Raw genomic sequence first — 23,682 nt, 5'->3', positions numbered from 1 at the left:
GTTATGCCTATATTGTTGGATTTATTTATATCTTTTTTTAAGATTGGCGCATTTAGCTTTGGGGGAGGATATGCTATGCTTCCCTTTATTGAGGATGTAGTGATATATGAGCATAATTGGCTGAGTGCGAAAGAATATATAGATATACTAGCTATATCTGAAATGACTCCAGGGCCTATAGCTATAAATTCTGCAACATTTATTGGCTATAAAATCGCAGGAGTTTTGGGTTCTTTAGTTTCCACAATGGGAGTTGTGCTGCCTTCTTTTATAGTCATAAGCCTTATATTTTATGTGCTTTCAAAATTTGAAAACAATAAAGTTGTAGAATGGATTTTTCAAGGGATAAGGCCTTTAGTAGCAGGACTGATATTGGCTGCTTTCATAAGCGTATTTAACAATACGATTGCTGATATTAAAGCAGTCTTCATTTCCATATTGGTTTTCATATTAGTGTATATAAAAAAAATCAATCCTATTTTGTGCATATTAATTGCTGGACTACTCGGGATAATTCTCTACTAAGGAGGAAAAGACTTGAAAATAATATTAAATTTATTCATCACTTTCTTTAAAATAGGAGCTTTTACTTTTGGCGGAGGGTATGCAATGATACCTATCATGGAGAGAGAGATTGTAGAAAATAAAAAATTAATCGACGATGAAGAATTCACTGATATGCTTGCTTTAGCCCAAGCTTCTCCCGGCCCTGTAGCGGTAAATACAAGCATATTCATAGGATACAAAATAAAAGGATTAATAGGTGCTTTAAGTTGCCTTTTGGGAACTGTATTGCCTTCTTTTTTGATCATTCTAATCATAGCAATATTTTTCAATGATTTTAAGAATTTATCCATTGTGGATCAGATTTTTTCTGGAATAAGACCTGCCGTTGCAGCACTTATTTTATCTAGTGTTATTGGAATGCTAAGAAAAGGAGACAATTTAAGCAAAAGAATAGTCATAGCTGTAATAGTAGCTGTGTTAGTAGGGTTTTTAGATATAAGTCCTGTAATAATAATCATAGCTGGCGGGACGATTTCTGTAGTCATGAACTGTTTTAAAATTAAGTAAACCTTTAATATTGAAAAAAAGTAAAATTTAAAATATAATATTATCATGGATAATTGTGTGTATAATTTTTGTTAAGATAAGAGGGATGTAAATTGTTAGAAAAGCTAGATTTTTTAGAGTCTAAGTATAGAGAATTAAATAAAAAAGCTATGGATCCTAATCTCATAAATGAAGATAGAGAAGAATGGCAAAGAGTTATGAAAGAACAGGCTGATTTAGAGCCAGTTGTTAATAAATATGAAGAATACAGAAAAACAAAAGAAGATTTAGAAACGGCAAAAGAAATGCTCTATGAAAAGATCGATGAGGAGACTCGAGACTTTTTAAAGGAAGAGATAAAAGAATTAGAGAGCAAAGTTGAGTCTTTAGAAGAAGAACTAAAGATACTTCTTCTGCCAAAAGATCCAAATGATCATAAAAATGTAATTGTTGAAATTAGAGCAGGTGCGGGAGGAGACGAAGCTGCACTATTTGCTGGCGACTTATTCAGAATGTATGTGAGATATGCCGAAAGAAACAACTGGAAAGTAGAGCTTATGAGCTCAAATGAAATAGGCATAGGCGGTTTTAAAGAAGTAATATTTATGATCAGTGGTAAAGGCGCATATTCAAGATTGAAATATGAATCTGGAGTTCACAGAGTTCAAAGAGTGCCAGAGACAGAATCAAGCGGCAGAATACACACATCTACTGCGACTGTCGCAGTGCTTCCAGAAGCAGAAGACATAGATATAGAAATAAATCAATCAGATTTGAGGATTGATGTGTTTAGATCGTCTGGTAATGGTGGGCAATCTGTAAATACAACAGATTCAGCAGTAAGGGTTACGCACATACCAACAGGTATAGTGATATCTTGTCAAGATGAAAAAAGCCAATTAAAAAACAAAGAAAAGGCATTGAAAATATTAAAATCTAGGCTCTATGAAATGAAGCTTAGAGAGCAAAATGAAGAAATGGCTCAGATGAAAAGAGGGCAAGTTGGCACAGGAGATAGATCTGAAAGGATCAGGACATACAATTTCCCTCAAGGCAGAGTTACAGATCACAGGATAAATTTAACCCTATACAAGTTGAACAACTTTATTGATGGTGATCTTGACGAGATGATAGATGCTCTTATTACCACAGATCAAGCAGAAAGATTGAAAAACATCAGCTAAAAGGGGACTTCCCCTTTTTTTTATGTAAAAATGGAGGACTATTATGGAAACAAAAATTATAAAAATCGATCCTCAAAATCCAGAGGAAGATCTGATAGACGAAGCGGTTGAAGTGTTGAGAAACAATGACTTAGTAGCTTTTCCAACCGAGACAGTATATGGACTAGGCGCCGCTGGTCTTAATAAAGACGCCGTGGAGAAGATTTTCAAAGCTAAAAACAGACCTCAAGACAACCCTTTAATACTTCATGTATGTTCTGTAGAAATGGTTGAGGAAATTGCGGAAAATATTTCGCCAGACGCAAAAAAGCTAATGGATGCGTTTTGGCCAGGACCACTTACAATAATATTTAAAAGAAAGCCTAATGTTCCTGATGTCATAACAGCTGGCTTAGACACAGTAGCTATAAGAATGCCAGACAATAAAATAGCTCTAAAGCTCATTGAAAAACTAGGCATGCCAATAGCAGCACCATCTGCAAATACATCTGGAAAGCCAAGTCCTACATGTGCTAAAGATGTATATGAAGACATGTATGGGAAAATTCCATTGATAATCGACGGAGGAGATGCTAGAGTAGGATTAGAGTCGACAGTTGTAGACTTATCAAATGATAAAGCTATGATACTAAGACCTGGTGGGATAACTATTGATGATTTAGAAAGATATTTCAAAGAAGTTGAACTTGATCCAGCGTTGAAAGAAGGAAAAGATATTGTAAAACCAAGAGCGCCTGGGCAAAAGTACAGGCATTACGCGCCAAAAGCTCAGCTTGTTTTATTTTTATATAGTAATGACATGACACAAAGAGTAAATGAAATGTATGATAAACTTACTAAGGAAAATAAAAAAGTGGGCATTCTTACCGTAGATGAAAATTTAGATAAATACAATGCAGATATCATATTGAGCTTAGGTACAATAAAGGATTTAGAGACAATAGCTCACAATTTATTTAAATATATAAGGCAGATAGATAATTTAGGCGTAGATGTGATATTATGTGAAGGAGTGAAAGAGGAAGGCATAGGTCTTGCTATAATGAACAGATTGAGAAAATCAAGCGGGGGGAATATAGCTTAAAATTTGGAGGATAAATATGAATGTATTATTTGTTTGTACAGGAAATACATGTCGCAGCCCTATGGCAGAAGGCATTTTAAAGAGCAAGGCGAAGAGACTCAATAAAAACATTGAGGTAAAATCAAGAGGAATATACGCAATAGACAATGACTTGCCAAGCAAAAATGCATTGCTTGCCATGAAAGGGATAGCAGACATATCAAAACACAGAGCTAAGAAAATAAGCGCAGATGATTTAGCTTGGGCTGATTTAGTTTTAGTTATGACAAAGTCTCAAAAAAATCAGTTGTCTGTAAACTACCCTATGTTTTCTAATAAGATTAAACTATTGAGCGAAGTTGCAACTGGCAAAGAAAGAGACATAAAAGATCCATTTGGAGAATCCCTATCGGGCTATAAGAGAACTATGGAAGAACTAGAATATCATATTGATAAATTTATTGAGAAATTACAGGAGGAGAGAGAATGAAAATAGGTATAGGATCAGATCATGGTGGATATGAATTGAAAGAAGAATTAAAAAAATACATGCTTGAACAGGGGATTGAAGTTGTAGATTATGGGACAAATGACTTGACAAAAGTTGACTACCCTGACTATGGAAAAATAGTAGCTGAGGCAGTTGTAAACAAAGAAGTTGAAAGAGGAGTTGTAATATGTGGCACTGGTATAGGCATTTCAATTGCCGCAAATAAAGTTAAGGGGATAAGATGTGCCCTTTGTTCAGACACATATTCTGCAAGGATGAGCATGGAACACAATAACGCAAACATGATAGCATTAGGTGGTAGAGTTTTGGGGGTAGACTTGGCAAAGGAAATCTTGAATGCTTATTTAAATTCCACTTTTCAAGGGGGCAGGCATTTGAGAAGGATAGAAAAGATTAGTGAAATAGAAGAATCTATGTTATAATACTTTAAGTAAATTTTGAAAGGAGAATGTTATGTCAAGAGTAATTTTATTAGATCATCCATTGATAAAACACAAGATAACAATAATTAGAGATAAAAATACAGGATCCAAGGAATTTAGAGAACTGGTCAAAGAAATATCAACACTCATGGCTTATGAAGTTACTAGAGATTTTCCGCTTGAAAACATAGAGATAGAAACACCTATCACAAAGATGATGTCGCCAGTCATTTCTGGCAAAAAGGTAGGATTGGTACCGATACTAAGAGCTGGGCTAGGAATGGTAGATGGCATGCTTGATTTAATACCAGCAGCTAAAGTAGGCCATATAGGAGTATACAGGGACCCGGAAACATTAAAACCGGTTGAATACTATTGTAAACTACCTCAAGATGTAAGTGAAAGAGATTTGATATTATTAGATCCAATGCTTGCGACAGGAGGTTCTGCATCTGCAGCAATTGAAATTTTGAAAAACAGCGGCGCAACAAGTATAAAATTAGTTTGCTTGATAGCTGCTCCTGAAGGAATAGAAGTAGTTCAAAAAGCCGCACCAGATGTAGATATATATTTAGCAGCTATTGATGAGAGATTGAATGAGCACGCATATATTGTACCAGGTCTAGGTGATGCTGGGGATAGGCTTTTTGGAACAAAATAAGTTTTATTAGGAGAAAAGAAAATGAACATAGCGATAATAGCTTTCTTTACTGCATTTATAATTTCACTTTTGTTAACTCCAGTTATGATTAAAGTTGCACCTAAAATAGGAGCTTTAGATATTCCTAAAGACAACCGAAGAATGCACAAGAAACCGATGCCGTTGATGGGAGGGGTATCTTTATACATCGCTGTCACAGTAGGAATAATACTGTTTGTTCCACTGTCGATAGAGATGAAAGCTATTATAGTAGGCGCTTCAGTCATGTTTTTAGCTGGAATCAAAGACGACTTAAGAGGGACTACCGCTAAAGAAAAGCTATTGTACCAGATAATTGCAGCTTCAATAGTGATAAAATTCGGTGTGAGAATAGAATTTTTGACAAATCCTTTTTCAGCTAGTGGCAGTATATTATATCTAGGGTGGTTGAGCATTCCACTGACGTTTTTTTGGATCGTTGGGATTACAAATACGTTGAATTTGATTGATGGATTAGATGGACTTGCAGCTGGAGTTTCGTTTATATCAAGTCTTTCTTTCATAGTTGTCGCAGCGCTTTATGGTCATTTTGGCACAGCTACTTTAGCAAGTCTTATTGCTGGTGCAACTCTAGGGTTTTTGCCATATAATTTCAACCCGGCGAAGATATTCATGGGAGATACTGGTGCATTGTTTTTAGGGTTTATGCTTTCTATTATATCTATTGAGGGTGTAATGAAGAGTGTGGCCACAATATCATTTGTCGTTCCAATAATTGTGTTGGGACTCCCTATTTTTGATACAACTTTTGCGATTTTGAGAAGATTGATAAATGGGCAGTCCATAATGGAAGCAGATAAAAAGCATCTTCACCATAGACTATTGGAACATGGATATTCTCATAAAAAAACAGTTTTGATTCTCTATTTGATTTCGGCAATATTTAGCTTCTTCGCAATATTGGTCTCTAGAATCAATTCGAAAGTTGCTCTTTTTGTAGCTGCTGGTGTATTAATATGCGCTGTCCTATTAGCATCTAGGATAGGCTTATTTTCAACAGGTACAGATAAAAAGGAGGAAGACAAATGAAAGTGATGACGGTGTTTGGGACAAGACCAGAAGCTATAAAAATGGCGCCCATCATTAAAGAATTGGAGAGAAGAAAAGTAGACCAAGTCATTTGTGTGACTGCACAACACAGACAAATGCTAGATCAGGTAATTAATTTATTTGGCATTGAACCGGACTATGACCTTAATATATTTAAAGCAGGCCAAACTCTCACAGATATAACAATAAATGCTTTAAAGGGATTGGAAGATGTTGTAAAAAAAGAATCACCTGACATAATGCTCATACAAGGAGATACAACTACAGTTTTTGCAGGAGCGTTAGCAGCATTTTATCAAAAGATTAAAATTGGACATGTAGAGGCGGGATTAAGAAGCCACAATCTTTATTCACCTTATCCTGAGGAAGCAAATAGAAAATTGACTGGAGTGCTTACTAATTTTCATTTTGCACCGACGGCTTCAAATAGAGATAATTTATTGAGAGAAGGCTATGACGAAAAGAACATATTCATAACAGGGAATACAGTTATCGATGCACTAAAGTACACCGTTAAAGAAAACTATGAATTTAAAGATGAAGTATTAAGCCAAATTGATTTTGATAATAAGAAAGTGATACTATTAACTAGTCATAGAAGAGAGAACATCGGAGAAAAGATGGAGAACATATTTAAAGGCATTAAGAGAGCAGTAGACGAAGTGGAAGGTGCTGTTGTTGTATTTCCAGTGCATTTAAATCCAAAGGTAAGAGAAATTGCCAACAGAGTTTTTAGAGAGGATGACGACATATATCTAATAGAACCATTAGAATATGAGCCTTTTACAAATTTAATGGCAAGGAGTTTTATTGTCGTTACAGATTCAGGAGGACTTCAAGAGGAAGCTCCAGCACTTGGGAAACCAGTACTTGTAATAAGAGATGAAACAGAAAGGCCTGAAGGCATAATCGCTGGTACGGCGAAACTTGTGGGGACAGAAGAGGAAAATGTATTTGTAAATTTAAAGAAACTACTGACCGATGATGAAGAATACACAAAGATGGCAAAAGCTGTAAACCCATATGGAGATGGAAAAGCTAGTGAGAGAATTGTCGACATATTATTGGATAAATTATCTAAATAGAGCGACAATTGATAAGTGATATAATATACATAATTACAAATTTGAAAATAACGATTTATATATATTTGGAGGAGATTTGCTTGGAGAAAATTGTTGTTGAGAAAAGCCCGCCATTGCATGGAAAAGTAAGAGTAAGTGGTGCAAAGAATGCTGCACTTCCTATTTTAGCAGCTTCATTGTTGGGAACTGAAGATATTGTATTGGAAGATGTACCAAATTTAAAAGATGTTGAAATAATGTGTGAAGTACTAAAGTCTTTAGGGAGTGAAGTTGTCTATTTAGATACAAATACAATAAAGATAAATTCGAAGAATTTAAATAACTTCGAAACAAAATACGAGCTCATGAACAAGATGAGGGCTTCGTTTTTGGTCATGGGGCCACTACTAACTCGACTGGGTAAAACCAAAAACTCTCTTCCTGGAGGCTGTGCTATAGGAGCAAGACCAATTGACTTGCATTTAAAGGGTTTTAGAGCTTTAGGCGCTGAAGTAGTTCAAAATGAGGATAATGTATTTGCGCATACTGAAAAACTGATTGGAGACATGGTTTACCTCGATTTCCCATCGGTTGGGGCAACTGAAAACATAATGATGGCTGCGACTATGGCACAAGGAGAAACTATCATAGACAATGCCGCAATGGAGCCTGAAATCGTCGATCTATCTAATTTTTTAAATAAATTAGGTGCAGACATAAGAGGAGCAGGTACTTCAACAATAAAAATCAGAGGAGTACAACATCTAGGTGGTGCAAGGCATTCAATCATTCCTGATAGGATTGAAGCGGGTACTTTAATGTTAGGGGCAGCAATAAGCAAAGGAGATGTAATAATAGAAAATGTCATCACAAGCCATATGAAACCGGTATCTGCGAAATTGAGAGAATGTGGATGCACTGTGGAAGAAGATGTTGACTCTATTAGAGTAATAGGAAACGATCATTTGAAAGCTATCGATATAAAAACTATGCCTTATCCTGGGTTTCCAACGGATATGCAGGCTCAATTCATGGCGCTTATGACAGTTTTAGAGGGAACAAGCACAGTGATTGAAACAGTATTTGAAAACAGGTTTATGCATGTAGAAGAACTAAAGAAAATGGGAGCAGACATAACAGTAATTGAAAGAGCTGCCACTATAGAAGGAAAAGACAAACTTTTTGGAGCAGAGGTAAAAGCTACTGATTTAAGAGCCGGGGCAGCATTGGTATTGGCAGGAATAGTAGCAGAAGGCAAGACTATAATTGATGAAATATATCATATTGACAGAGGTTATGATAGAATTGAAGAAAAGTTTAGAAAGCTAGGAGCAAATATTTACAGACAAGAATTTTGAATGAATGGAGATGATATTGATGAGCGCACTAAGAGCTGACGTTGGCATCGATTTAGGTACTGCTTCCATTTTAGTATATATTAAGGGAAAGGGCATAGTGTTGAGAGAACCTTCCGTAGTTGCTATTGACCAGTATACTAATAAGTTTTTAGCAGTTGGCGAAGAAGCTAGGAGAATGATTGGCAGGACTCCCGGGAATATCGTAGCTATCAGGCCGCTTAAAGATGGAGTTATATCTGATTATGACATAACACAGAGAATGCTTAAGTTTTTCATTGAAAAAGCTATTGGGAAGATGATTTTAAAGCCTAGAATAATCATATGCGTTCCAAGTGGTGTAACAGAAGTTGAAAAAAGGGCAGTCATGGAAGCGAGCGCTGAAGCAGGCGCTAGCAAGACTTATTTAATAGAGGAGCCTGTTGCAGCGGCTATTGGAGCAGGACTTGACATAACTCAACCCAGTGGAAATATGATAGTAGATATTGGGGGAGGAACTACAGATGTAGCAGTAATCTCTCTTGGGGGCATTGTTGAAAGCAAATCTATAAAGATAGCGGGAGACGAATGCGATGAAGCAATTGTTAAGTATATCAGAAAGAAATACAATATGATGATTGGAGATATGACTGCCGAGAATTTAAAAAAAGAAATAGGTTGTGCTTATCCATATGAGAAGGAGAAGTTTGCAGAAGTCAAGGGTAGGAATTTATTAAATGGACTTCCTCTGACAATTAATATTTCATCAAATGATATGCTAGAAGCTTTGAACGAGCCAGTTAGAGAAATAGTTGATGCTGTCCACTATGTGCTTGAGAGGACTCCACCAGAATTAGCAGCTGACATAAGCAGTTTTGGCATTTATTTAACTGGAGGTGGAGCTTTACTTTATGGGCTAGATAAGCTCATTGAAGAGGAAACTGGAATTAAGACTAGAATTGCAGACAATCCAATAGAATGTGTAGCTATTGGCACAGGGAAGTCTTTAGAGTCATTGAATTTGTTGGATAAAAGTTTACAACAAAATGACAGTAGCAGATACAGATAAAAATAAGAGATGCTCTAAGCATCTCTTATTTAAATGGGAAAACTAATTGGTAATTAATTGTAGAGCCGTTAAATACAAAATCCACATATGAGTAATTTTTTAAACCTTCAGGAGTTGATATACTTGAATCATTGATAGTTATATACCTCACTCCATCTTTTAATTCAGCTTTGCTAGTGTTTCCAACTTGAACGAGAAATATCCTTTTACCTGTTTTATTTGCTGCTTCACTTAATTTCTCATGTAAGAGTTCTGATTCCAACTTATCAGTAAAACTTGTATAAACAGCAGGGAGTGTGATTATTATATTATTCTCTGCCCTATCGTTTAGATCTTTCATCAATTTTGTCCATTGACTGCTGTCAAATGCTCTTATTCCTTCTTTTGTAGATCTCAATGTGATGAAGTAAACATCGCCATTTTTAGAACTTCCATAGGATTTTGTTCCATCTATGATAGCACTGTGATTAATGCCATTTTTAAAGCCTGAACTCATTGTCCCCATTCTTATACCAATATTTGATGTTGAAAGTGAATTTTTTAGCCCCTTCAATCTACTTGTGTCTATTATCTTTGCCATGAGCGTGTTTCCTGATATCTTTGGCTCTGTATATACTGAGATTTTCTTGCTGCCGCTGGTTGCATCTACTTTCTTTTCTAATGGGTCAGAAACTATTGTCGAATTAGGATACCCATTAGTCATATAAGGAGATTGCGTATAGGATGTCAGTGCATCAATTAGAATGGTTCCTGAAGGTTTATTTGCTGAATTTGTTTCAGCTACATAAATTCTTTGCAAATTTATTGGATAACTTACTCCACTTGGAATACTTGCCTCTAAGTATTTCCAATCGCTAAAATCAATTGATTTAGCAAAGTCTATCACATATGATTTGCCAGCTTTGTCTATTATTGTACCTCTCAGCCAAGTGTTTGAATTGTCTCCTTTTACCCAAATGCCTATCTTGGGTGGATTTCCACTTAACGGGTACCCATTTTTAGTATGTGTAAAATTTAGATATGCAACTCTAGTTCCTGTGCCTTTTGACATGTCGTATTTTAAAGCTATGCTCTTGCTGCCATCTTTAGCTTGTCCTGATAAAGACACACTTCCTGTCACATCGTTGGGATAGCCAGCGAATTTTATATTTGTTTCTTTTTCAAAAGAATTTACAATATTAGGAGTTGAGCCAACAGAAACTAATATGCTTGCAACCGCATTTTGACTTTTTACAACTATAGCACCAGAGCCATTTGTATTTGAAGCATAAAACACTCCGTCTTTTACCTCTCCAATGCCGCCTATCACTTCAAAACTTAAATTTGAAAGGCTTAAAGCTCCTGTTTTTCCTTGATCATCTTTTCCAACAAATGATCCAAGTGATTTTGAATTACCTGGAGAAATGTTGAATTTTTCAACAGATGGTATGATCTCTTTTATTTCACCTAAGACTTCGACATCTGCTGTGCCTTTAATTCCGTTATAATCACAAGTAATATTGACTAAACCCTTGCTGTTTGCTCTAAATACTAAATTTTCGACGTAAGAATCAGCAGTTGAAGTGGACCAGACAAGCTGTGACTTATCAATGTCAATTGGGTTGTAATACTGGTCAAAACCTTTTACAGTAAAACTTACTTCACCACCGGCAAACATCTTTGAAGATTTAGGAATAATTTGTATATATGCCAACTCGCCAATCGGAGCATCCGAATATACACCCAGACCATTGACAACTAGCCTTTGGCTGCCTTCACTTGGTATATTCACCAAATAAGGCTTTGAAGTTCCCTTTGGCTTAAGTGCCATAGTAGTGGACCCACCACCGTCTAAGTTAACCCCATTATACGCACCTAAATCTTTAAGGATTGCTCCTAACATGGGCTGCTCAATTCCTTTAAAAGAGCTATGCCTTCCGTCAACTGTCACAAGGTAAACGACATTGTTGTCTTTATTAATGCCTATTCCAGTTCTTGGGTGGACTCCTGTACTTTGGATGTTTGTCGATGTGACAACGCCATCTTTTAATACTATACTGCCTGCTCCCAATGCAGTTTTTATATTAAAGATATCAGGCTTAGTCACTATGCTTAATTCTATTTCATCTCCAACTTCTAGATCGTTTAACAAGTGATTTTTTACTGCTAAAACATATGAGTTATCTTCTTTTGGTATATTAAAGGGTTCTCCCCCTACTCTTTTTTCCGATACAATACCATTTAATACTAAAACTTCAACTAACTCTTTATTATATGTACCTCCTAAAGATTTTGGTCCCCAATTTCTGTCTAACAATGTCACAACTGTTTGATCAGTTGAAACTTTATTGTAAGTGCTTATATTTATAGTTTTCCCAGTCCGTAAATTTTTAGCAGACATTGTTTGGTCGATATAATCAATGAAAGCGTTGTTATTATAATCCATATAGAAAGTTGGAAGGCTGTATGGGCTTCTTATAGGTGATGATATCATAACACTGTCATTTATAAGAGTACCTAAAGAGTTTGGGACAGGATTATAATTGAAATAATCACCGTTTATTCCGGCAATAGCCCCAGTCTTGTCAACCATGTTAGATACTGTATCTCTTAGGCTTAAGCCTTCAGGATTATACATTCCTTTAACTTGAGTGTACTCATCTGTTAGATTTATTTTGATGACGTTTATTTGCATCCAACCAGATGTAGTAAATCTTTGAATCTTTTGATGAGTAGCACCTGATGAAAGAGGGGTTTCTTCCACTCTCTCGTAAATTGTAGTGGGCAATGTAGCGCTTGCAGCTATTGAAGGTAATGGCATTGCCGCCAAAATGATAACTAATAATAAAGCAAAACTAATGATTCTCTTTTTCATATCTTACTCCTTTCTGTTAACATGCTGTATATATTATATGGTAAATATATTATTAAAGAGTTACAATTATGTTACAACTTGATTACAAACAAAAAAATCGCAGTCATTTGACTGCGATTTATAATTAAAATAATGGTCGGGGTGAGAGGATTCGAACCCCCGGCCCCATGGTCCCAAACCACGTGCGCTACCAAACTGCGCTACACCCCGACATCTTACCGACTTTTATATTATATAATACAATAAAATAAAATGCAATAGTTTTTTTAAAATTATTTATTTTTTTCTCTCACTAATTCAATAGCTTCTTTTCCAGTCATATGTTCAATGTCTATAGCTACAATAAGAGCATTTTTACAATTGCTTATTTCTTTCTCTTTATCTTCAAAACTCTGATCACTAGAATATTTTTCGACAAGCGCCCTAAAGGCGTCTAAATGTTCATCGCCATCGACAATTCTAGCTTTTCCAAATGCTATCACACTTCTAAAATAAGTTGTGTATTCAGCGCTTACAATCCTATCTTCATCTACTATTGCGAATGAGACTTTAGGATTTTTCATGATTGCATCGACCTTGTGGCCACTTTTTGCTGAATGAAAGTATATTTTTTTATTGTGATATACATAACTTAATGGAACCGCATAAGGGTATTCATCATCACCAATACATGCGAGTATTCCGTTTGTGCATCTATTTAGGACATTTTCTATGTCGTCTTCATTTAGTGATTGTTTATTTCTTCTCATTTCTCTGAACATATTTATCTCCAAAAAATAAATTTGGTGCAGGTAACAGGAGTCGAACCTGCATGAAGTCGCCTTCACTAGAACCTGAATCTAGCGCGTCTGCCAATTCCGCCATACCTGCAACTAACTATAATTATATATAAAGCAAAATAAACATTCAACATAAATTTAAAGATTAGAAGAAAATTGTTTAGGGTAGATAATAAATGATCAAATTAACAGGAGGGATTTAAATGAAGAAAGTAGCAATTTTAGTAGAAAACATGTTTGACGAACAGGAATTAATATTCCCTTACCATAGGCTTAGAGAAGATTTTGAGGTTAGTCTAGTTGGAAGCGAAAAAGATAAAGTATACGAGAGCAAATCAGGATTTAAGATCAAAAGCACTCATGCTTCAGATGAAATAAATCCGGAAGAATATGCGGGATTAGTTATCCCAGGTGGATTTTCACCTGATTTCATGAGGAGAAATGAAAACACAAAGGGTTTGGTAAAGAAATTCAATGAACTTAACAAGCCCATTGCTGCTATATGCCATGGGCCATGGATGTTAGCGTCATGCTGTGACTTAAAGGGAAGAGAAGTAACATCTTTCTATAGCATTAAAGATGATTTAGTAAATGCAGGCGCTAAATGGGTAGATAAAGAGGTTGTTGTTGATGGAAATTTAATAACTTCTAGAAATCCTAACGACCTTCCAGCATTTATTAAAGAATTTATAAAGAAGATTTAAAAAATTCTTGACATACTTTCTTTAACACTATAAAATAATTAAAAACGATGAGGGTTGAAAGTAAGTTAGACAATGACTAAAAGAGAAGAAAGTTCACCGGCTGAAAGACTTTCGTAGTATAAGCTAACTGAAATACCGCTTCCCGAGTTCTCATTCTGAACTTAAGTAAGTTTGAGCGTAAACTAAACGTTATAGTGTTTTTTGTATTTAGGTGGATACGAGTGTGCGCTTGTCCTTTTTAGGATGAGCGCAATTTTAATGTGAGGGGTGGATAAAATGAACGACATTGTCATTTCAAAATTTGGGGGTAGCTCATTAGCCACTTCCACTCAATTTGAGAGAGTAAAAGAAATTGCATATAATAATCCAAACATGAAAGTCATAGTGCCATCTGCACCGGGTAAAAGAGATGATAAAGACCATAAAATCACAGATTTATTGTATATGTGTTATCAACTTTCCTCACATGGACTTAAATTCGATGACATCTTTCAGATGATAGCTGAAAGATTTTTTGAAATAAGAGATAAACTCTTCATCGATTTAGATCTTGAAAGCATATTAACTGATATAAAGGTTAATATCGAGAATAACGCAAGCAGAGATTATTGCGCAAGCAGAGGTGAATACCTCAATGGAATGCTGCTTGCAAAATATTTGGGATACGAGTTCATAGATGCTTGCGATGTCATTTTATTTAATGAGACTAATGAAATTGATGAATTAAATACAAATAGAGAACTGTTAAAGCACATTAAGCTTGATGAAGATATTAAGTACATAATACCTGGATTCTATGGCTCGTTTAGATCTGAGATCAGAACATTTTCTAGAGGTGGCTCGGATATTACCGGAGCAATAGTTGCAAATGCTTTGGATGCTAAACTTTATGAAAATTGGACAGATGTATCAGGATTTTTAGTGGCAGATCCCAAAATAGTGGATAATCCAAGAGAAATTGATTTAATAACATACAAAGAGCTTAGGGAATTATCCTATATGGGTGCTAAAGTGCTGCATGAGGAGGCAATATTCCCAGTAAAGAAAAAGGGAATACCTATTCATATTAAAAATACAAACAAACCAGAAGACAAAGGCACTTTAATAGTGCCAGAAACATGGGGATCCAGCAGGGATAATTTAATCACAGGCATTGCTGGGAGAAAAGATTTCACAGTAATTACTGTTGAGAAAACATTGATGAATAGCGATAAGAGCTTTTTAAGAAAGCTAGTATCTGTATTCGAGACAAACGACATAACAATTGAGCATATGCCATCTGGAATAGACTCCATATCTGTAATAGTTTCAGATGAAGAATTAAACGGAAAACTTTCAAAAATAAAAGAAGAAATACGTATTTATTTAAACCCAGACAATATAATCTCATCTTCAAATATGGCATTAGTTGCTGTGGTTGGAAGAGGAATGATTAGAACCAAGGGGATTTCGGCACGAGTGTTTTCTGCACTGTCTGATAATGGTGTAAATATAAGAATGATATCACAAGGTTCGAGTGAATTAAATATCATCATAGGCATTGAAAACAGTGATTTTGAGACGGCAATTAAATCGATTTATAGAGCATTCTACGAATAAGGAGGACTTTGTCATGTTAAACGTAGGCATAGTAGGAGCATCGGGGCTTGTTGGAAGAAATATTATAAGTATTTTGGAAGAAAGAAATTTTCATATGGATGAGTTGCGACTGTACGCTTCAAGAAAATCTAAAGATAAAGAGATATATTTCAATGATAAGACAACTAAGATTGAGGAGCTGAATGAAGGAATATTTGAAGATAGTTTAGACATGGTGTTTTTTGCTGCAGGTGGTGCTGTCAGTGAAAAATACATACCTCAATTGACAAAAAGAGGTGTAATATGCATCGACAATAGTTCGAGTTTTAGAATGAGAGAAGATGTCGGACTAGTAGTCCCCGAGGTAAACCCAGAAGATGTAAATATTAATAAAACCCTCATAGCTAATCCGAATTGTTCCACTATTCAAAGCGTAGTAGCACTTAAGCCATTATATGACAAATATGGGATAGAGAGGATAATATACTCAACTTATCAAGCTGTTTCAGGTTCTGGACAAAGGGGATTAAACGACTTAGACACTGGTAGAAATGATTTTTACCCTTATCCAATTAAGAACAACGTAATTCCGCATATTGATGCATTTTTAGATGACGGTTACACTAAGGAAGAGATGAAGATGATAAATGAAACGAAGAAAATACTTCACGATGAAAACTTGAAAATAACAGCAACTACGGTTAGGGTTCCAGTTAGATTTGGGCACAGCATATCCATCAATGTTGAATTGAAAACAGGATTTGACTTAGATGACGTAAGAGAGACATTAAGCCAATTTAACGGAATAATAGTAGTTGATGATGCGAAGAACAATAAATACCCCATGCCAATACATGCTCAGGGCAGAGATGAAGTTTTTGTGGGCAGGATTAGAAGAGATTACAGTGTGGAAAATGGCTTGAATTTATGGGTGGTTGCTGATAACATAAGAAAAGGTGCGGCAACAAACGCAGTACAGATTGGAGAACTTCTCATAAAGGAAGGAGTGCTTTCATGATTAATATAGGACTTTTAGGATTTGGAACTGTAGGTGCTGGAGTTTACAGCACATTTGAGGAAAGAAAAGATTATTTGGAATTGATTTTGCAGGAAGAGATTAATATTAAGAAGATCTTAGTAAAAAATACGAACAAGGATAGGAAAGTAAAAGTAAATCCCAATCTTTTGACTATTAATGAAGATGACATATTTTTAGACGAAGAAATTGGCATCATTATAGAGGTTACCCCAAGTGCTGAAGATGCCTATAGATATGCTAAAAAAGCTCTCCAATACAATAAACATTTCATAACTTCGAATAAAGCTTTAGTAAGTGCATACTACGAAGAGCTATCGACTTTATTTGAACAGAAAGACTTAAAATTTCTTTATGAAGCCAGTGTGGGTGGGGCAATTCCAATAATTCGAGAAATGAAAGAACAAATAAAACTAAATGAAATAGTAAATATTCGTGCAATTTTAAATGGGACGACAAACTATATACTCACAAATATATATGAAAAAAACATAAGCTTCTATGAGGCATTAACGAAAGCTCAAGATCTAGGCTATGCCGAACAAAATCCCAGCGATGACATTGACGGAATTGATTCAATGAGAAAGATTAGAATACTCTCTACTTTAGGATTTGGAACGAGTATAATAGAAGATGATATTTTAGTAAATGGCATAGGCAATGTATCTTCCTATGATATAGAGACACTTAAACAAAAGGGCTTAAAAGTAAAGTTAATTGCATCTGCAAATGTTCTAAATGGCAGATACGAAGTAAGTGTGCTGCCTACTGCAATAAGTGCAAAAAACTTGTTCTACAATATAGATTATAGGAAAAATATTGTAAGCTTTACGGGAGATAAGGTTGGAGAACTAAGCTTTATTGGAGAAGGGGCAGGAATGTATGAAACTGCAAATTCAGTACTATCGGATTTAATAGAAGCAATTTCAAATGAGGATTATTCAAGTCCATTGAGAGCCAGAGGTTTTCAAAATGGCATATCGGGCTTAAAGGGAAGCTTTTACATCAGAATTAGCAATAAGATGATTGATATCCCCGGAGATTATATCAAAGAGGGCATTTCTGAGGAAAACCCATTTGTCATTATCACAAATGAAATTGGTATTCTTGATATCATGGATAATTTAAGCGAGATAGGAAAAGAAGATTATTCCATAATTAAAATTGATGAGTAAGGTGAACAAAATGGATTATATAAGTACAAGAGATAAAAACAATACAGTAAATTCAGCGAAAGCCATAATTCAAGGCATAGCCAAAGATGGTGGACTTTTCGTTCCTAAAGAGTTCAAGCCATTAGACAATATAGTTTCATTTATAGGTATGCCATATAATGAACTGTGCAAACACATATTAAGTTGCTTTTTTGATGATTTAAAATATGGGTTAGATGAAGCTGTCAGTAGAGCTTACGATGAAAAATTCAAAGATGGGGTTGTTCGATTAAAAGATTTCGGGGATGTAAGTTTTTTAGAGCTTTACCATGGGGGTTCTCTTTCGTTTAAAGACATTGCATTGTCTTTACTTCCCCAACTATTGCAGTTATCTATTGTAAAAGAGAACATAAAAGAGAATTTTCTCATTTTGACGGCTACATCTGGAGATACAGGCAAAGCTGCATTGGAAGGATTTAAAAATCTAGATAGATTTAAAGTTGCTGTTTTTTTCCCAAATGATGGCGTGAGCTTTATTCAAGAAAGGCAAATGATCACGCAAGAAGGAAACAACACTTATGTCTTTAGGTTATTAGGGAATTTTGATGATGCTCAGAACGAGGTAAAGGATTTATTTTCCGACACCGAATTTCTCAAAGAACTTGAAAAAAGAGAATTAAAGCTTACTTCTGCAAATTCAATAAATATAGCTAGACTCCTGCCGCAGGTAGTATATTATGTTTATACTTACTTAGAAGCACTTAAAATGGGGAGAATATCTCTTGGAGACTGTATAAATTTTTGCGTTCCAACTGGAAACTTTGGCAATATTTTAGCAGCGTATTATGCGTATAAACTTGGAGTGCCAATCAATAAGCTTATAGTTGCTTCAAATGAAAACAATGTACTTACATATTTCTTTAAAACCAAGAGTTATAATTCCAATAGAAACCTTATAAGAACCTCATCGCCATCTATGGACATCTTAGTTTCAAGCAATTTGGAGAGGCTGTTGTTTGATTTAACAAAAGATGATGAATTGGTTAAAAACAAGATGAAGGAATTGAAAGAACAAGGCTATTACAATATAGATATTGGCACAGATTTATTTTATGCTGATTATATGAAACAAGAAGAAGTGGAAAGGAGCATTAAATTTGTATTTGACAAATACAACTATATAATTGACCCGCACACAGCGGTAGCATATGGGGTATACCAAAAGTATTTAACTGAAACCAAGGATCCCACTCACACTGTTATCGTATCAACTGCAAGTCCTTATAAATTTCCTAAAGAAATATTGAAAGCGTTTAATATAAGCACAACTGATGAATTAGATAGTGTAAATAAACTTTCAATTTTGTCAGGCACTGAAATTCCAACGCAGATATTGAATCTTTTTAAGCAAGACAAGACAAGAGAAATAGTTGTCGAAAAAGGCAAGATGAAAGAAAAACTATTAAACACTATAAAGTAGGTGGTTTAGATGTTTAAAATAAAAGTTCCTGCAACTAGCGCCAATCTAGGCGCGGGATTTGACTGTCTAGCTCTGGCAATAGACATGTATAATACATTTACATTCACAGATGCGCCAAAAGGGTTTAGAGGAGACAATTTAATCTATAGATCATATTATGCAGTATTTGAACATTTAGGGGTAGAGATAATTGACACAAGGATAGAAACAGATAGCAATATTCCGATTAGCAGAGGGCTTGGCTCTTCTGCAAGTTGTATAGTGGCAGGGGTATTAGGTGCAAATAAAATCTTAGATTTCCCACTAAGTGGCGAAGATGTACTCAATCTCGCAAATTCAATTGAAGGTCATCCTGACAATGTGTCTGCCGCACTATATGGGGGAATTACTATAAGCGCAGTTAAAAACAGTAAAGTGTTAACCAACAAGATAATTCCAAAAGAACTGGTCAAATTGGTTGCACTCGTACCAGAGTTCGAATTGTCGACTAAATCATCTAGAGAGGTTATACCAAGAGAGTTAACCTTAGATACGGCTGTATTTAATATTCAAAGGACTGCACTATTGATATCATCTCTAATAAATGGCAATCTTGATATGCTTAAATACGCTACGGAAGATAAAATTCACCAGCCATATAGAATGAATTTGATAGAAAATTCATATGAGATATTTGATATTGCATATGAATTGGGAGCATTAGCTGTGTTTTTAAGCGGAGCCGGGCCAACTATAATGTGCATTGTTAATAAAGACGACAACGAGTTTAAACAAAAATTAGACAGTTGGTTGGGGAAAAAATCGGGAAACTGGAAAACTTTTGAACATAGAATAGAAACTGAAGGCGCAAAAATAATAAATTAGTTTAAATATACATATACGGGGTATATTATTGTCACCAATATATAGAAGGTGGTCAATATGTCAAAATATCACGAATACCCATTGAGTTATCCAGCAAATCTGAAACTCAAAGTAATGGACTTGGATAGGAGTGTTAAGTTTTATACAGAAGTACTTGGACTTACAGTAATTGATTCAGGTAAAGAGTATACGTTATCAGCAGATTTAAAAAATCCACTTATAATTTTAGAGAGACCCATAAACCCAATAGCAAAGCCGCCGCACACAACAGGATTGTATCACTATGCAATTAAATTGCCTTCAAGACTAGATTTGGGAAAGTTCATAAACCATGTTAAAGACAAGGATGTAGAAATTGTTGGTGGAGCTAATCATGGAGTGAGTGAAGCTTTTTATTTCGAAGATAGTGAAGGCAATGGAATAGAGATTTATGCTGATACTGATGAGAAAAACTGGTTTGTTGATGGAAAGCTTAGGATGGTAACTGATCCACTAGACTACAGGGGACTGATGAGTTTAGCTGATGGAAATATATGGGATAAGATGCCCGAAGAGACTGTATTAGGGCATATGCATCTACATGTAGATGACCTTAATAAAAATGCTAAATTTTACGAACTTCTAGGCTTTGAGAAGACTCTGGAGTTACCGAATTCGGCGTATTTCTATTCACAGGGGAGGTATCATCATCACATTGGATTTAATATTTGGAATGGCAGAGGGATTCCAGCCCCACCTGAGAATGCGATTGGACTGGACTATTACACTATAAAAGTCTCCACGGAAGAAAAACTCTCAGATTTATAAAATAAGCTCAAAGCAAATGATTATTTAGTTGAAAAGAAACCAGAAGGGATATTCACAAAAGACCCTGCTGGGAACAAAGTCTTGTTAATAATATAAGACATAGCCTAGGCTATGTCTTATATTATTGTTCAAATGATTCAAATGGTTCTTCAATGCTGATATGACCCATTAAAGTTTCAGCAGGTTTACCGTCTATTAAAAATTGGACTCTATCAACGCTATCTATACCGACCAATGAATTAACTACTTGTGCTATTATATAACTCTCTTCCATGCTGCCTCCATATAGACCGTCTTGGGCAAAATTAACATAACAAGTCTTGTCTTTATCTACTGTTACATCTATTAATTTCACAGTACTAGGAAAACCTGTGCTCATATTTTCAGTGTCTACTGGACCTTTCATAAGTTCGCGCACAATAGCTTCTTCCAAAGTTGTCCCTTCGTAATTGATCTCTCTTTTTTCTTCTATTAGCCAATCGTATTCTTCATTTCCTGTTTCAACATAATCGTTGTTAGCAAAATACAGAGTAACTTCTTTTGTATAGTTTTCTACTGGCTCTGGTTCATTGCCATTATCAGGATTTTCAATAGGTGTTTCATCTATTGGATTATCGGGTTCATTCACTTCATCATTGTTATTTGAGCATGCAGCTAATGAAAAAATTAACAGCACAGATAAGCTCACTACTAAAAACTTTTTCATAATTATCTCCTTTCTTTCCCTTATACTTGTCTAAATCATATCACCTTTACAATAAACAATCAATTTACGATTGTGTTACAATGCAGGCAACGAATATAGTATAATGAATATAATACACTGATTGCTTATGATTGGCTGGTTTATATCAACAATGGGGAAAATATTATTATATAGAAGAAAACAACCAAGGAGTGATAAAACATGAATTTGATATTTGCAGTAGATGGAAATTGGAGGATAGGTGCAAATGGCAAAATGTTGGTTGCTATAGAAGAGGATTTGCATCGATTCAGAAGAATAACAGAAGGACATATAGTTATTATGGGCAGAAAAACTGTAGAAGCATTACCTGAAAAAAAACCTCTTGAAAACAGAATAAACATTGTCGTTACAAGAAGCACAGAATTTCACAAAGATGGATTCATTGTCTTAAATTCACTTGAAGATTTATTTCCTTTACTCAAAGAGATTAACCCGAATAAGGAAAAAGAAGTTTTTGTCGCTGGCGGAGGTACAATTGCAAGGCAATTGTTGCTTTTTTCAAATAAAGCATATATAACAAAAGTATTTATGGATTTTCCAGACGCCGATGCATTTATACCCAATCTAGATTTAGATCCTGACTGGAAAATTGTCAATGAATCTGAGGTATTTGAAGAAAATAAAATATATTATAGATATGTCGATTATGAAAGGATAAGGTGGTAATATGAACATAAAAGAAACCATAACTTTTGATGATTTTCAAAAATTGGACATTAGAGTTGGTGAAATAATAGATGCTGAAAATTTTGACAAAGCCAAGAAGGCAGCATATAAACTTACGATAGATTTCGGCGAAGGAATTGGAATTAAGAAATCAAGTGCACAAATTACATCCCATTATACTGAGAAAGATTTAATTGGCAAACAAATACTTGCAGTAGTAAATTTCCCAGAGAAGAACATCGCTGGCTTTAAATCTGAAGTTTTAGTGTTAGGGACTTACTCTGAAGGAGGAGTTGTTCTTGTTGTACCAGATAAGAGAGTAAAAAATGGCGATATTTTAGGATAAGCTAGATGAAATTAACAAATTATGGGTATACATATATGGAAAACGAAAGGGGCGATATGATATGGATAGTTTAAATAAGGAAATTGTGCTTAAGAGAATTGTAAAAGAAACTAGTGATATATACTCATTTGTATTTGAAAAACCAAATGATTATGTTTGGACTGCTGGGCAACACACAGTTTTTAAATTTAAAGAATTAAAAATCCCACTAGCTGAAGATGAAAAAGAGCATAGAATATTTAGTATAGCTTCTGTTAAAGAAGAAGATGAATTTATGTTTTCAACGAGAATTGTAGATACTTGCACTAATTTTAAGAAAAATTTACTAAAGCTCATACCAGGGGATGTAATGCTCATAGACAAACCTATGGGGAAATTTATATTGGAAGACTTAAAAAAACCTACTGTACTTATAGCTGGTGGAATAGGAGTTACCCCAATGAGAGCGTTTTTAAAAGACATAGAATTAAATAAGAAAGAAGTAAAACACATAAGACTACTTTACTCTGATGATAGAAATGAGTTTGCTTATGAGAAAGAATTGCTTCAAATTGGAGAAAATATTGAAGGAGTAGAAGTTTTGCTAATCTCAAATAGAGATCAATTCAATAAAGAAATAGAGGAGTTTGCAAAGCAATATAATAACAACGGGAATTATTACATCTCAGGTTCACCTGGAATGAATAATATGTTTACTGAGAAGTTGATAAACATGGGAATTGACAAACAAAACATAAAAACAGACTCATTTCAAGGATATTAGAATCCACATTCTGTGGGTTCTTTTTATTTGTAAAGAATTACTATAAAATGTTTTTATACAAAACAATTGGGTATTAAACATAATAATATCAGTAAGCATTAACTAAATGAATTAATTACAAAAATATAACAATTAAAAAAGACCAGCTAATTAAAGTCAATAGATTTTAGCAAAATAATATTAAATATTTTTTGAAAAATTAATAATAAAAAAATGCACACCTAATAAACCAATGATTATTGGTTTAAAAAACGAAGCTGTTATTTAAAATTGTTCTTTGAAAACTAAACATTAAATACAGATCATTAGGCTACTGAAGACCTAGTAAGAAGTAGTTCCTCATGCTCTTCTGGGGTTCTTAGCTCAAAAGGCTTTTTGTCTCTCATGACGGCGAATATAATATTTACTAATTTTCTCATTACAGCACCTAATGCAACCTTTTTGGGCTTGTTT

The 23,682-nt window shown here is 34.8% G+C and carries 24 protein-coding genes, 2 tRNA genes and 1 pseudogene; 21 read left to right on the top strand and 6 right to left on the bottom strand.

Annotated features, from left to right (window positions below; genetic code table 11):
• Positions 1 to 3 precede the first annotated feature (3 nt).
• From BO51_RS01460 to BO51_RS01410, 11 genes are all read left to right on the top strand, one after another.
• Positions 4 to 525 (top strand): chromate transporter, encoded by a 522-nt coding sequence (locus BO51_RS01460; protein WP_496483264.1) that lies wholly within the window; start codon positions 4 to 6, stop codon positions 523 to 525.
• Between the two features lie 12 nt (positions 526 to 537).
• Entirely contained in the window at positions 538 to 1,074 is a 537-nt protein-coding gene (locus tag BO51_RS01455; protein ID WP_496483262.1) for a chromate transporter, read from the top strand.
• A 92-nt stretch (positions 1,075 to 1,166) separates the two neighbouring features.
• Positions 1,167 to 2,237 carry a peptide chain release factor 1 gene (prfA, locus tag BO51_RS01450; RefSeq protein WP_496483260.1) on the top strand — a complete coding sequence of 357 codons (1,071 nt, stop codon included), beginning with the start codon at positions 1,167 to 1,169 and terminating at the stop codon, positions 2,235 to 2,237.
• Positions 2,238 to 2,280: 43 nt separating this feature from the next.
• Positions 2,281 to 3,321 carry an L-threonylcarbamoyladenylate synthase gene (locus tag BO51_RS01445; RefSeq protein ID WP_496483258.1) on the top strand — a complete coding sequence of 347 codons (1,041 nt, stop codon included), beginning with the start codon at positions 2,281 to 2,283 and terminating at the stop codon, positions 3,319 to 3,321.
• 16 nt (positions 3,322 to 3,337) lie between these two features.
• The gene (locus BO51_RS01440; protein ID WP_496483256.1) at positions 3,338 to 3,790 is read left to right on the top strand and encodes a low molecular weight protein arginine phosphatase; all 453 of its coding nucleotides are present in this window, start codon (positions 3,338 to 3,340) and stop codon (positions 3,788 to 3,790) included.
• Entirely contained in the window at positions 3,787 to 4,233 is a 447-nt protein-coding gene (rpiB, locus tag BO51_RS01435) for a ribose 5-phosphate isomerase B (protein ID WP_496483254.1), read from the top strand. Before BO51_RS01440 ends, rpiB begins: the two co-directional genes overlap by 4 nt.
• 31 nt (positions 4,234 to 4,264) lie before the next feature.
• Complete coding sequence (upp, locus tag BO51_RS01430) at positions 4,265 to 4,894, top strand: uracil phosphoribosyltransferase (RefSeq protein WP_496483253.1); 630 nt, start codon at positions 4,265 to 4,267, stop codon at positions 4,892 to 4,894.
• Positions 4,895 to 4,915: 21 nt separating this feature from the next.
• On the top strand, positions 4,916 to 5,962 hold the full coding sequence (locus BO51_RS01425) for a glycosyltransferase family 4 protein (RefSeq protein WP_496483251.1): 1,047 nt from the start codon (positions 4,916 to 4,918) through the stop codon (positions 5,960 to 5,962).
• Entirely contained in the window at positions 5,959 to 7,068 is a 1,110-nt protein-coding gene (gene wecB, locus BO51_RS01420; RefSeq protein WP_496483249.1) for a non-hydrolyzing UDP-N-acetylglucosamine 2-epimerase, read from the top strand. Before BO51_RS01425 ends, wecB begins: the two co-directional genes overlap by 4 nt.
• Positions 7,069 to 7,148: 80 nt before the next feature.
• Complete coding sequence (gene murA, locus BO51_RS01415; protein ID WP_496483247.1) at positions 7,149 to 8,405, top strand: UDP-N-acetylglucosamine 1-carboxyvinyltransferase; 1,257 nt, start codon at positions 7,149 to 7,151, stop codon at positions 8,403 to 8,405.
• 19 nt (positions 8,406 to 8,424) lie between these two features.
• Positions 8,425 to 9,450, top strand: coding sequence for a rod shape-determining protein (locus BO51_RS01410; protein ID WP_496483245.1), 1,026 nt, complete (start codon positions 8,425 to 8,427; stop codon positions 9,448 to 9,450).
• A gap of 25 nt (positions 9,451 to 9,475) precedes the next feature.
• Here BO51_RS01410 and BO51_RS01405 read toward each other — a convergent pair whose 3' ends face one another.
• The 4 genes from BO51_RS01405 to BO51_RS01390 all read right to left on the bottom strand — a co-directional run bounded on the left by BO51_RS01405 (position 9,476) and on the right by BO51_RS01390 (position 13,174).
• On the bottom strand, positions 9,476 to 12,304 hold the full coding sequence (locus tag BO51_RS01405) for a phosphodiester glycosidase family protein (protein ID WP_496483243.1): 2,829 nt from the start codon (positions 12,302 to 12,304) through the stop codon (positions 9,476 to 9,478).
• A gap of 133 nt (positions 12,305 to 12,437) precedes the next feature.
• Positions 12,438 to 12,514 (bottom strand) — tRNA-Pro (locus tag BO51_RS01400).
• 62 nt (positions 12,515 to 12,576) lie between these two features.
• On the bottom strand, positions 12,577 to 13,065 hold the full coding sequence (locus tag BO51_RS01395) for a pyridoxamine 5'-phosphate oxidase family protein (protein WP_496483241.1): 489 nt from the start codon (positions 13,063 to 13,065) through the stop codon (positions 12,577 to 12,579).
• A 22-nt stretch (positions 13,066 to 13,087) separates the two neighbouring features.
• Positions 13,088 to 13,174, bottom strand: a tRNA-Leu gene (locus BO51_RS01390).
• Positions 13,175 to 13,286: 112 nt separating this feature from the next.
• Here BO51_RS01390 and BO51_RS01385 point away from each other — a divergent pair.
• From BO51_RS01385 to BO51_RS01355, 7 genes are all read left to right on the top strand, one after another.
• On the top strand, positions 13,287 to 13,787 hold the full coding sequence (locus BO51_RS01385) for a type 1 glutamine amidotransferase domain-containing protein (protein WP_496483239.1): 501 nt from the start codon (positions 13,287 to 13,289) through the stop codon (positions 13,785 to 13,787).
• Between the two features lie 285 nt (positions 13,788 to 14,072).
• Positions 14,073 to 15,386 (top strand): aspartate kinase, encoded by a 1,314-nt coding sequence (locus BO51_RS01380; RefSeq protein ID WP_496483379.1) that lies wholly within the window; start codon positions 14,073 to 14,075, stop codon positions 15,384 to 15,386.
• Between the two features lie 13 nt (positions 15,387 to 15,399).
• Entirely contained in the window at positions 15,400 to 16,383 is a 984-nt protein-coding gene (locus tag BO51_RS01375) for an aspartate-semialdehyde dehydrogenase (protein ID WP_496483237.1), read from the top strand.
• Positions 16,380 to 17,576 carry a homoserine dehydrogenase gene (locus tag BO51_RS01370; RefSeq protein ID WP_496483235.1) on the top strand — a complete coding sequence of 399 codons (1,197 nt, stop codon included), beginning with the start codon at positions 16,380 to 16,382 and terminating at the stop codon, positions 17,574 to 17,576. The genes BO51_RS01375 and BO51_RS01370 overlap by 4 nt, the downstream gene beginning before the upstream one ends.
• A gap of 10 nt (positions 17,577 to 17,586) precedes the next feature.
• Positions 17,587 to 19,035, top strand: coding sequence for a threonine synthase (thrC, locus tag BO51_RS01365; protein WP_496483233.1), 1,449 nt, complete (start codon positions 17,587 to 17,589; stop codon positions 19,033 to 19,035).
• Positions 19,036 to 19,044: 9 nt separating this feature from the next.
• The gene (gene thrB, locus BO51_RS01360) at positions 19,045 to 19,899 is read left to right on the top strand and encodes a homoserine kinase (protein ID WP_496483231.1); all 855 of its coding nucleotides are present in this window, start codon (positions 19,045 to 19,047) and stop codon (positions 19,897 to 19,899) included.
• A 57-nt stretch (positions 19,900 to 19,956) separates the two neighbouring features.
• Positions 19,957 to 20,706 carry a VOC family protein gene (locus tag BO51_RS01355; RefSeq protein ID WP_496483229.1) on the top strand — a complete coding sequence of 250 codons (750 nt, stop codon included), beginning with the start codon at positions 19,957 to 19,959 and terminating at the stop codon, positions 20,704 to 20,706.
• A gap of 121 nt (positions 20,707 to 20,827) precedes the next feature.
• Here the strand turns inward: BO51_RS01355 and BO51_RS01350 are convergent, their stop codons facing one another.
• A complete protein-coding gene (locus BO51_RS01350) occupies positions 20,828 to 21,412 on the bottom strand; it encodes a GerMN domain-containing protein (protein ID WP_496483227.1) in 585 nt (194 codons plus the stop codon).
• Between the two features lie 201 nt (positions 21,413 to 21,613).
• Between BO51_RS01350 and BO51_RS01345 the strand changes: the two genes are divergently transcribed.
• From BO51_RS01345 to BO51_RS01335, 3 genes are all read left to right on the top strand, one after another.
• Positions 21,614 to 22,120 carry a dihydrofolate reductase gene (locus BO51_RS01345; RefSeq protein ID WP_496483225.1) on the top strand — a complete coding sequence of 169 codons (507 nt, stop codon included), beginning with the start codon at positions 21,614 to 21,616 and terminating at the stop codon, positions 22,118 to 22,120.
• A gap of 1 nt (position 22,121) precedes the next feature.
• On the top strand, positions 22,122 to 22,466 hold the full coding sequence (locus tag BO51_RS01340; protein WP_496483223.1) for a tRNA-binding protein: 345 nt from the start codon (positions 22,122 to 22,124) through the stop codon (positions 22,464 to 22,466).
• A 61-nt stretch (positions 22,467 to 22,527) separates the two neighbouring features.
• Positions 22,528 to 23,229 (top strand): FAD-dependent oxidoreductase, encoded by a 702-nt coding sequence (locus BO51_RS01335; RefSeq protein ID WP_496483221.1) that lies wholly within the window; start codon positions 22,528 to 22,530, stop codon positions 23,227 to 23,229.
• A gap of 305 nt (positions 23,230 to 23,534) precedes the next feature.
• Here BO51_RS01335 and BO51_RS01330 read toward each other — a convergent pair.
• A pseudogene (locus tag BO51_RS01330) lies at positions 23,535 to 23,682 on the bottom strand (IS110 family transposase); the annotation flags it as partial.

The sequence above is a fragment of the Soehngenia saccharolytica DSM 12858 genome (assembly GCF_059568515.1).
Note: the sequence above shows the minus strand (reverse complement) of the source record. Positions and strands in the feature narration are given on the sequence as shown.